The 10559-nt window shown below is 68.8% G+C and carries 8 protein-coding genes and 1 CRISPR repeat array; of the genes, 4 read left to right on the top strand and 4 right to left on the bottom strand.

Features of this window, described 5'->3' with window-relative positions; translation table 11 throughout:
• Window positions 1-639: 639 nt before the first annotated feature.
• From FrCorBMG51_RS00350 to cas1, 4 genes are all read right to left on the bottom strand, one after another.
• Complete coding sequence (locus FrCorBMG51_RS00350; protein ID WP_235433194.1) at window positions 640-1014, bottom strand: type II toxin-antitoxin system VapC family toxin; 375 nt, start codon at window positions 1012-1014, stop codon at window positions 640-642.
• 2 nt (window positions 1015-1016) lie between these two features.
• Entirely contained in the window at window positions 1017-1241 is a 225-nt protein-coding gene (locus FrCorBMG51_RS00345) for a type II toxin-antitoxin system Phd/YefM family antitoxin (protein WP_047221164.1), read from the bottom strand.
• A 600-nt stretch (window positions 1242-1841) separates the two neighbouring features.
• On the bottom strand, window positions 1842-2123 hold the full coding sequence (gene cas2, locus FrCorBMG51_RS00340; RefSeq protein ID WP_047221163.1) for a CRISPR-associated endonuclease Cas2: 282 nt from the start codon (window positions 2121-2123) through the stop codon (window positions 1842-1844).
• A gap of 39 nt (window positions 2124-2162) precedes the next feature.
• Window positions 2163-4034: a CRISPR-associated endonuclease Cas1 gene (gene cas1 / locus FrCorBMG51_RS24495; RefSeq protein WP_052914180.1), complete on the bottom strand. Its 1872-nt coding sequence runs from the start codon at window positions 4032-4034 to the stop codon at window positions 2163-2165.
• A gap of 330 nt (window positions 4035-4364) precedes the next feature.
• Window positions 4365-5064: a CRISPR direct-repeat array (repeat unit 37 nt; unit sequence CTCGCTAACCCCAGCCCGATCATGAGGGCATAGAAAC).
• 247 nt (window positions 5065-5311) lie between these two features.
• Here cas1 and cas10 point away from each other — a divergent pair.
• The 4 genes from cas10 to cmr5 are packed head-to-tail and all read left to right on the top strand — an operon-like array spanning window position 5312 to window position 10285.
• The gene (gene cas10, locus FrCorBMG51_RS00330) at window positions 5312-7345 is read left to right on the top strand and encodes a type III-B CRISPR-associated protein Cas10/Cmr2 (RefSeq protein WP_162233148.1); all 2034 of its coding nucleotides are present in this window, start codon (window positions 5312-5314) and stop codon (window positions 7343-7345) included.
• A complete protein-coding gene (locus tag FrCorBMG51_RS00325) occupies window positions 7342-8829 on the top strand; it encodes a type III-B CRISPR module-associated Cmr3 family protein (RefSeq protein WP_086055160.1) in 1488 nt (495 codons plus the stop codon). The genes cas10 and FrCorBMG51_RS00325 overlap by 4 nt, the downstream gene beginning before the upstream one ends.
• Complete coding sequence (cmr4, locus tag FrCorBMG51_RS00320) at window positions 8829-9818, top strand: type III-B CRISPR module RAMP protein Cmr4 (RefSeq protein WP_047221160.1); 990 nt, start codon at window positions 8829-8831, stop codon at window positions 9816-9818. Before FrCorBMG51_RS00325 ends, cmr4 begins: the two co-directional genes overlap by 1 nt.
• A complete protein-coding gene (cmr5, locus tag FrCorBMG51_RS00315) occupies window positions 9818-10285 on the top strand; it encodes a type III-B CRISPR module-associated protein Cmr5 (RefSeq protein ID WP_047221159.1) in 468 nt (155 codons plus the stop codon). Before cmr4 ends, cmr5 begins: the two co-directional genes overlap by 1 nt.
• Window positions 10286-10559 lie beyond the last annotated feature (274 nt).

Below are 10559 nucleotides of genomic sequence, written 5' to 3'. Positions count from 1 at the left end.
GCTGGCCGAGGACGGCGCCCGCCTGCTCGCCGCCGCGAACGTGCTGGGCAGCGTGCTCGCCGCCGTCGGCGCCGCCGTCCTCGGCATGGGCGTGGCCCAGGCCGTGTGGGGATGATCCGACCGTGACCACTACGGCGGACCGCGTCCACTCCTCGTAACCGAGTAGCATCATCCCAGCTCAGCGGGGGGCCCGAAGGGAGCGCGCCCGCTGGTCCCAGCCCGATCATGTGGGTATAGAAACTCGTAGTACTCGTTGCCCACGTCGTAGTGGGCCTGGCCCCGCTGCTCCCAGCCCGATCGCGAGGGCATGGAAACCCGACCGGGGCCGGTCCTGTACATCACCTGTTTCTCGCCAACCTCGGCTCGATCGTGAGAAGGCGGAAGCGTCGCTGAATTCGTATGTGTAGTTGGCCGGATATCGGTGATATGACTATGCGTAGCCGCGCGGACGATGGCGATCCGTTGATGGGCGTCATCTACCAGAGAAGATCGGTACGAGTTTGTCGTTGTGTACGCTCATGCGGCTGAAAAGCGTGCACAATGACAAAATTGCACCGATCATGATTCGCGTGGGCGGTCGCTGATGGTATCGGCGGGTGGGGTGGCCGGCTGTGTCGGCAGGTTGCCGGAGGAGGGCGTTCAGACCGGCCACCACGCCGACGGGAGGTGGCTGCGGATGACGCGGTCCTTGGTCACGAGGGTGGCAGCGGAGGTGAGGGCCTGTGCCGAGATCAGCCGGTCGAACGGGTCACGGGTCCAGTCCAACGCGATGGCGGCCTGGCAGATCTGCGCCGCCGGTGGATCGGTCAGCAGCATCTCCAGCTTCGACACAAGATCGTCCACAATGGTCGACGCCGGCACGGAAATCCTCCCCACCTCGTGGAGGTACTGCAGCTCCAGCCTGACGAATGGCGACAGGGCGAGCGGCTCGGCGTTGAGCCGCTCACGCACCGCGGGCGGCACCAGCCGCTCGGGATCGTCGTAAAGCCACACCATGACGTGCGTGTCCAGCATGATCACGGACGCCACTCACCGGACCAGTCGAGATGGACAAGATCTTCCGGATCGCCGATGATCGTGCCAGGATGCGCGGACAGGCGCGACAGCTTGTCGGACGCGTCGACGGGCACGATCCGCAGCCGCCGCCCGCCACGCTCGACCTCCAGCGGCACCCCACTGGCCAGCACTTCGTCGAGCAGCCGGTACACGTTCTGACGCAGTTCTGATGCGGTGACAGCCATCGCAGCCACACCTCCTCGTACGTACGCTGATCATATCACGTACGTACGATTCGCCGTATACGTTGGGGTATCTCGCGTTCACGAAAACACAAACACCCTGACGCCACCGCCCCGCTGTCCTGCCGATCGTGTTTTGCGCGGATGGTCGCGGGCGCGTTGCGGTGAGAGGCCGCGCCGGCCGTGTCGTGCTCGTGGAGGGGCCTGCCCCCATGGCTGGTTGACTGCGTGGCGGTACCGATCGGCCTGATCCCAACCGGTACGGAGCGTTTCGCCGGACCCCGTTTTTGCCATGATCCTCGACAGCTTCGTTTACGCAGGTCGGAACACATGTCGATCTATAGCGATGACTATTCGTCGATCTTTATGGAGATCGTTTGTGGCAGGTCCTCGCAACCGGGTAGCATCGTTCCAGCTCGGCGGCAGTCCCAAAGGGGGTGCCCTCGCTAACACCAGCCCGATCATGAGGGCATCATCGCCCGGATCTCGCTGTAGGCACGGCGGAAGGCATCCGCAGGTGCCCCATATACGAGAAGGTGATCGTCGGCGGATCGCTGGCAGGTGGCGTTGCCGAGGCTGCGGTTCAGCCGCCGTGTTGCGCGGTTAGCGGACGATCCAGAAGTCGGAGCGTTCCTCTACGGTGCGGGCACCGATGACGTGGCGTTCGCTGATGGTCGCATCGGTGGTCGGGTAGATCCGGATCTGGTCGGTGAGAGTGTCGATGCGCTCCCGCAGCCCCGCCTTCAGCGTCCGCAGCTCGTCGGTGGAGCGGACTTCGCATTCGAACACGGACAACTGCACCCGTGGACCATAACCGGAGAGGAAAACCGCGACGTCTTCGCGGCGTCGGTCGCTGACGATGTCGTAGCAGACCACCACGATCATCGGAGCTCCATATCCACGCTGGTCATTTGTCCACGCCGACTATTTCCATCGTAGTGGGACGTACGGCTCCCCAGGATCGCGCAGGGCGCGGGCAAGGGCCTTGGCCTGTAGCGACAGGGCGACCCGGTAGGAGACCCTCCGTCCGCTGGGCTGGTGGGTGGTGAGGGTGAGCATTCGTTTCTCGTAGGCGGTGACGAACGCGTGGCGGGCGTCGGCAGCCATCCGGCAGCCCTGGTTCGGGTCGTTCTCGAACTGCTCCGGGCGGATCTGCCCCGAGCTGATCGCCCGCCACATGGCCACGTCCACCGTGATCGGGCGGAACTCCTCCATCAGGTCGAGAGCGAGGGCAGGGCGTCCCCAGCGGTGCTGATGCAGGAAGCCGACCATGGGGTCGAGCCCGGCGGCCTCGGCGGCGGCGATCGCCTCATGGGTGAGAATCGTGTATCCGTAGGACAGCATCGCGTTGACCGGGTCCGGCGGCGGGCGGCGGTTACGGCCCTCGAAACCCCAGATCGGGTCGAGCATGCGCCGCAGTGTCTGAAAATACTCGCGGGATGCCGCCCCCTCGATGCCCAGAATTTCGTCGAGGGTGGCGCATTCGGGTAGTCGCCCGGCGAGCTCGCGCATCAGCTCGGCCGCCACGAAAGCTTCCGCGTCGTCCTCCCGGCGGGCGGAACGCAGCACTGCCACCCGTAGGTTGCCAACCTTTCCCTCGACAAAGGCCGCGGCGAGGGTACGGCCGCGCTGCTCGTCGTCCGCCGCTTTGTACTGGACACGGCGGATCTGCGGGTCAGAGGCGGTGGGTGCTGTCAACCGGGCGCCCAGAACGCCCTGTTCGGTGAGGAGCACGACCTCGATGCCGCGTTCCGCGGCCTGGTGCAGAAAGGCGGTGGTGAGTCCCACCCGGCCGTAGCAGACAACCTGCCGTACCCGGCGCAGGTTCAGCCGAAGCAGCGACTCCTCGCCGTCGGTGACGACCAGCTTGTCACCACGAGAGCGAACCAGTGAACCCTGCCGGTCCACGTAGACAACCGTTTCCATCGGGTGTGACAAGGTTTCGCCACTGTTGATCGTCGATGCGGTCGTCACTTCACCGAGAAACCGGACGCCCTCGTCGAACGAGACGACGTGTGATTTTCCCGAGTTGATTTCCAGGCGTAGATCCTCGAGTTCGGTGGACGCCGATACCAGCGCCTGTTCCGCCGCCACCCGACCTGTCGTGGGGATCGCGAAGTCGTCAGAATAGCGGATGACCCGGAAGCCGGCCCGCAGCATAGCCCGGTCGAAGGCGTTCAGATACAGGTTGCTCAGGAGTGGTGAAAGAGCGCTGCCCTGGTGCAGGCCCAGCCCGCGGTTTTTCGGATCGGTCCTGCCGCCGGCCACCGGGCGGTCGAGGAGAACACCCACCAGATGGATGATCCGTTCGTCGTCGACGACCTCGCGTAGCCGGCGTAGCACTTCCCACTGGGGGATGGAGGGAAAGCAGTCCCTGATATCCGACCGGGCGACCCAGGTCATCCCGCTGTCCCGGGCTTCCGCAAGCGCGGCGAGCGCGTCCCGGGCGCCGAGCCCACGGCGGTAGGCGAAGCTCCACGGCAGCAACAGCGGGTCGATCACCGGATCCAGCACACGCAGCAGCGCCCGCTCGACGATTCTGTCCACCAGCCGCGGCACGCCCAGCACCCGCACGCCACCGGACGGTTTCGGGAGGTCCACCCTTCGTACCGGGGATGCCTGCCATTCGCCGGCGGCGAGTACCGTTCCGAGTTCGTCGAGGTTACGGGCGGCGTTGGCCTCGAACGCATCGACCTCGCTGTCGGGCTGTCCGTCGGCGAGAGCGGCGTCGCGGACCTCTGCCCAGGCGTCCAGCAGAGCCTGCGAAGTGAACGCCCGCGCGTACAGCACACCCATCCGTTGCTCTCCCCCCGTCTGCCGACGGTGCGTACGGTAGCCGGCGAGCTCGGAGGTGGTTCGTGCCGGATGCGTCGCGCTCGTGGAGGCTTCTGCCTCCGTATCTGGATGCCTGCATGGCGGAACCGATCGGCTTGATCGTGACCGGTACAGATCGTTTCGCCGGGCCCCATTTTTGCCATGATCCTCGACGGCTTCGTTTGTGCAGTTCAGAGCACATGTCGATCTATGGAGACGACTGTTTGTCGATCTTCACAAAGATCGTTTATGATAGGTCCTCGCAACCGGGTACCATCGTCCCAGCTCAGCGGGGGTCCCAGAGGGGGTGCCCTCGCTAACCCCGGCCCGATCATGAGGGCATAGAAACCGCTTTCTACGACGAGCATGAGCACGAATATCGCGACCTCGCTAACCCCAGCCCGATCATGAGGGCATAGAAACGCTTGTGCCGCCAGGACCGACAGGACTGTGAACACCAGCTCGCTAACCCCAGCCCGATCATGAGGGCATAGAAACGCGAGGCACCGCCGGTCAAACATCTCTGAAGGGCTCGCTAACCCCAGCCCGATCATGAGGGCATAGAAACTGACTACGGGCACGCGGTCCGCCGTGTACGCCGGCCTCTCGCTAACCCCAGCCCGATCATGAGGGCATAGAAACGGTTGCTCCACTCCGCGACGGAGTTGGTGCGGTCCACCTCGCTAACCCCAGCCCGATCATGAGGGCATAGAAACCGTCGTTGAAGACCGTCTCCAGGAACACTGTCGCCCTCGCTAACCCCAGCCCGATCATGAGGGCATAGAAACTGACTACGGGCACGCGGTCCGCCGTGTACGCCGGCCTCTCGCTAACCCCAGCCCGATCATGAGGGCATAGAAACGGTTGCTCCACTCCGCGACGGAGTTGGTGCGGTCCACCTCGCTAACCCCAGCCCGATCATGAGGGCATAGAAACCCGCTTCGATCGGATGCGACGGTATGGGCCGAAGGCGTCCTCGCTAACCCCAGCCCGATCATGAGAGTAGGGAAATAGTGCTGATTGATGAGGCTTTGTGGTGAGTGGGTTGGCAAGTGTGATTGTTGTGATGTTGGGCGTGAGGTGGAATTTGTTGTCGTTTGACGGGCGGGGTGTTCTGGGGGCTCTGTGAGTGAGGGGATACCCCGGGTGCTGGTTGTCTGGGGGTGGGTGCTACCGTTGCGGGCACCCTGAGGGTAAATGTCGGGGTTTGGGTAAGCGGATGCCAGCGGGACGGGGGGTCCATGGCGGACGGGTACGTCATGTTGACGTTGGGCGGTGTCCAGGAGTTCATCGCGGCTTCCCGGCGGACGGCCGACCTGTGGACGGCGAGCAGGCTGGTGTCGCGGCTGTGCCAGGTTGCGGTGGACGCGGTGGTGGAGGGCAACGGTGAGCCGGTGCTCCCGGTCGCCGCCGACGTCCCGGACGGGCTGCCGAACCGGATTTTCGCCGTGGTTCCCGCCGGAGATCCGGGCAGTTCCGGGCCGGGCTCCGGCGCTGTCCCCAGCCCTGGGAGCCTCGCGCGGCATGTTTCGGCGAAAGTCCACGCTGAGTGGTGCGGCCTGCGCGCGGTGACGTTCAAAAATCCGGACGACAGCACGGTCGCGAGCCTCGGTACCTTCCCGGTCGTGCGCTGGGTCGGCTGGCAGGCCACCGCCGGTGGCGACAGCGGGGAGAGCCCGCCCGGGGAGGGTGGATCCGCGGAGAGCGGCTACGAACAGGGCTGGCGGGTCGTCTCGGCCGCCGGCCAGGCGCGCAAGCGGGTCCGGGACTTCGCGCCGTATGCCGGGAGCGGTGCCCAGTCGTGTTCGCTGTGTGGGCGAAGAGAAGGTGTCGGGTCGGGTTCGCCGGCTGTTCCCGGCCGGCTGAGGTTCGCTCCGGGCGAGCGGCTGTGCCCGGTCTGTGCGGTCAAACGCGACCCGGACGTCGCGGAGCGTCTTGCCGGGGAACGCGCGGTCTTCCCGTCCACGGCGTCGATCGCCACTGCCCCGTTCCGGGTCCGCGTAGTCGAGGCTCTGGCCAGCGGGGACGCCAGCGGAAATCTTGTCGGGAATTCTGGTGAGAATCTCACGGGGGATTCTCCTGGAAATTCGTCCGAGTATTTTTCTGGGAATTTGGACAGAAATTCCGGTGGCGCGCTGCTGGACGCCGTGAGAAGGCATCGTGACGCGGTGTACGCCATCACCGCCGTGCTGCGGAAGGCGGGGGCGAAAACCCCGGGGAATCTCGAGCGTCCCGGCGCGCTGCCGGCGCTGGAGGCGCTGGCCCGGCCGCTCGGTGACGTCGTCGCCGGCTGGTCCTGCCTGGAGGGCTCCTGGTGCCTGGCCGACACCTGGCAGCCGGAATCGCTGCTGCGCGAGAGCGGGTTACGGCTGCCCGCGAGCGACCAGCGTCACGCCGAGGTCGTCCGAGCGTGCGCCAGGGGGCGGCAGGCGTCTGAGGATCTTGTCAGGGAACTCGCCCGCGCGTCCGCCGCCGGCACGTCAACTGCCAGCCGCCCGCCGGCCAGTTACCTGGCTCTGATCGTCCAGGATGCCGACGACATGGGCTGGGCCCTGTCGCACGCGCGGATGCCCGCGGGACGGATCATGCGGGAATGGCACGGTCAGGTCTCCACGAAGCTGGTGGCGATCGCGGGAGAGCAGGCCCGAGCCCTCGAGGAGGAGCACGGCCGGGCCGTCTACGCGGGCGGGGACGACCTGCTGGGGCTCGTCCCCGCGGCGAACGCGCTGCGGGCCGCCGCCCGCGGCCGGGAACTGTTCGTCACCGGCACCCAGGGCCTGCTCACCCGGCCCTCCGTGTCGACCGCCATCGTGTTCTTCCACGTCAGCTATCCGCTGCAGGACGCGCTCGGCCGCGCCCGGGACGCCCTGAAGGAGGCCAAGCGGCGCCCGGGCAAGGCCGGTCTCGCGCTGGTGGTGCTGCGCCGAGGCGGTGAGCGGGCCGCGAGTGTCCTGCCGTGGCGCGGCCCCGGCGGGACGCGTCCGCCGACATCTCCGGCGAGGTCGCTGGTGGGCCTGGTCGAGGGCTTCCGTACCGGCCTGTCGCCCCGGCTGCTCAACGACATGTACGAAGAGCGGCACGGCATCGCCAATCTCGCGGGCTCGCGTCTCGACTATGGCGCCGAGATCAGCCGCCTGGTCACCCGGCACAGCGGGTCGGAGAGCCAGGCCGCGGGGTTCGTCGACCTGGTCCGCCAGGTCGAGCCCGCGACGGACCGGCCGCGCGCTCACGACGTGATCGCCTGGGTCGACGCACTGGAGGTCGCCAGATTCCTCGCCCAGGAGGGACGATGAGCGGGATCGTGCCACCTGCCCCGGCATCCGCCCCGGCGTCACACGCCGAGGAGCGCGCGTGCGGCGGGGAAAGAGGGGAAAGCGGAGAAAGAATCGAGGAGCGCGGGGAAGCCGGAGGGGAAAGCGGGGAGCGCGGCGGCGAGGTGTCGGCGTGGGTGCTGTTCCACCCGTTGGACGTGGTGACCTTCCGGGACGGCCGTCCGTTCACGACCGGGATGACGGCGACCGCGCACACCACCCTGCCGCGGCCGACGTCGACCGGCGGGGCGTTACGTGCCGTATTCGGCGTCAACCCGCTGCGGATCGCCGGACCGGTGCTGGTCCGCACCGGTGGCCCGCGGGCGCGGGTACTGCTGCCCGCGCCCGCCGACCTCGTCGTCGACGACGGTGTGCCGCGCCGGTTGTGTTCCCCCGGATCGTCCGAGTCGTCGGAATCGCCCGGGCCGCCTGGATCACCCGGGGATGCCGGCGGCCTCGGGCGTCGCGCCGGCGGGCCTTCCGGGGTGGACACCGGCGCTGAGCCGTTCCTGCCCGCGGGCGTCGCGTCGGATCTCGACTTCCGCCCGACCGGGCCACACGGCCCCGGCGGCGCGAGATCCACGGTATCCGGGGAATTCCCGGAATCGGGAGAGCGAGCGGGATCCGGGGAGTTTCCGGCCGTCGGGCCGGGGCGTTTCGAGTTCCTGGCCGGGACGGGGGAGCCCAGCGGCGCCTACCTGCCCGCCGACGTGATCAGCCGCTATCTGGACGGTGATTCCTCCCGCGCTCTGGAGCACCTGGAAGCATCCGGGGCATCGGCTGCCGAGGCGTCCGGGGCCGGGGCCCGACAGCGGGAGCCTCTGGTGCGGGAGAGCCGTCTCGGGATCGCCCGCCATGCCCGCTCGTCCCGTGACGGCGCCGGGCGTACGACACTGCCGGGCTTTCTCTACCAGGCCGATTTCTGGCGTCCGTCCGAAAGCGGCTACGGGAACACGGCTGGTTCCGCGGGTGTCGCGTTCGGCTGCCGGGTGTGGTTCGACTCCGCCGTGCCACCGTCGGCGTCGACGATGGTGCGGCTCGGTGGTGAGGCCCGCCAGGCAGCGGTGACGGTCGTGCCCGAGGGAGCGGGGACGGGGCTGCCGGCGCTGCCGACGGCTCCGCGACGGTTCCCGGGCGGACGGGTACTGCTCTACCTGGCCACCCCCGCGGTGTTCCGGGACGGCTGGCTGCCCGAGATCCCGAACGGCGCGAAGCTGCGCGGGGCCTGCACCCTCGGCCCCGAAGTGATCACCGGTCTCGACGGCGGTACCCGGCGAGCACGGCCGCTGCGGTGGGCGGTGGCCGCCGGCAGCGTCTACTTCCTGGAGTTCGACGATCCGGCCCGGGCGGAGCTCTTTGCCCGGCAGACGCATGGCCAGTGTCTGCCCCAGGCGCTGGACCGCGGACATCCGACGGACTGGATGCGCACGGTGGGTTTCGGCCTGTGCCTGGTTGGGAGATGGTGATGGGCGACAGCGCTCTGCTGTACTGCTACGCGGAAACCGCCGTCCACGCGGGTGGCTCGGACAGCGTCGGCGTGATCGACCTGCCGATCCAGCGGGAGTCGACGACCCGCCTGCCGACGATCTGGGGCCAGAGCGCCAAGGGCGCGCTGCGTGACCACGCGCGGGAGGACCGCAAGAACTGGCCGGACGTGGAGAAGGTGTTCGGCTCCGCCCCGCCGGGCAGCCCCGACGCGGGCACCGACCCGCCGAGACCAGGCTGGCTGGCGGTCGGGGACCTGCGCCTGGTCGCCTTCCCTGTGCCGACGCTGCGTAACACCTTCGCCTGGGTCAGCAGCCCGCTGCTGCTGGCCCGCCAGACGCGGATGGCGGAGCTCGCCGGGATCCGCGGCCTGCCGCCGGTACCCACGGTGACCGCCGGTGGTGTCGTGCCGGCGGCCGCGTTCTGGGCCGAGCCCGGTTCCCAGCTCGCGGTCGGCGAGTACGACCTGACGGCCGGGCCGGTCGAGCCGGCGGTGACGGACTGGGCGTCCTGGCTCGCGGACAACGCCCTGCCCACCGCACCCGCCCAGGCCGCGCATGCCGTCGAGGGCGCGCGGCCCGGCGCGGGTACGGGCGTGGCGAAGGCGTCCGATCCCTTCGCCTTCTTCCGCGACAAGCTGCGCACCGATCTGTTGCTGGTCAGCGACGACGACCTGGCTGCGCTGACCGAGGAGCACGTCGAACTGCTGCCCCGGGTCCAGCTCGCCGCGGACGCCAAGACGGTCAGGCACGGGCCCTGGTACACCGAGTATCTGCCGGCAGAGACGATCCTGTGCTCGCTGCTGCGGGACTGCCTGGCGGACGCCGCCGGCTCCGCTTCCGCTGCGTCCGAGCCACCTCGGCTGGACGGGCTGCGCGCCCGGCTCGACGGCGAGCTGCTGGTCGCGGGCGGCGACGAGACGCTGGGCAAGGGCCTGCTATGGCTGCGCTGGCGTGGGAAGGACGCCTGATGACCCGGCGGGACCAGAACCTGGCGGTCGTCTCCTGGCAACTCGTCGACACGGTGCCCGCGCCGGCCCGGTCGGACTTCCGCAGCCGGGCGGTGAGCCTCGGGCCGATGCTGGTCGGCTCCGGGCTCGCGGCGACCGCCGCTTTCCATGAGGCCAAGGCCGGGCCGGGCCGCCCGGCCAAGCCGCTCGAGCAGGCGTACCGCATCCTCGTCGATGCCCTCGCCCGGCACGTGCTGGCCACCCCGGGCGCGGACGGCAAGGCACTGGTACTGGGCGTCGGGGCGATGGACATCGCCGAGTACCGCCGGGCGTCGGCGGACGCCCGCGCGTTCGCGCTGTGGGTCCGCCGCGCCGCCGAGGCGCTGATCCCACGGGCGGGGGCGGGCCAGGACACCGAGGAGCGGGGCATCGCGGGTCAGGACACCACGGGCCGGGACAGCGCGGGCCGGACCGGGGCACGGCGGTGACCCGGCTGGCCGGTCCGCTCGGCAACGTCGTCACCTACTCGCCGGCGGGGACCGATACACCAGGCGTAATACTGATCACCAGCGGTGGCGGCGAACCCGTCCCGGCGAGATCGAGGAAGTCCAGCGCCAACGGCGCACTGCTGCTGCGCCGCGCGATCTGGGAGGAGACACTCCCGTCGAACCAGCGGGAGGCCGCTGACCAGGCACTACGGGAGGCCACCGCGCGAGCTCTCGACCTGTCTGGCTCGTCCAGCCGGCTGTTGGAGGCGGCCCG

It is taken from the genome of Protofrankia coriariae (assembly GCF_001017755.1).
In the GTDB taxonomy this organism is placed as follows: Bacteria; Actinomycetota; Actinomycetes; order Frankiales; family Frankiaceae; genus Protofrankia; species Protofrankia coriariae.
This window is presented reverse-complemented; position numbering and strand designations above follow the sequence as displayed.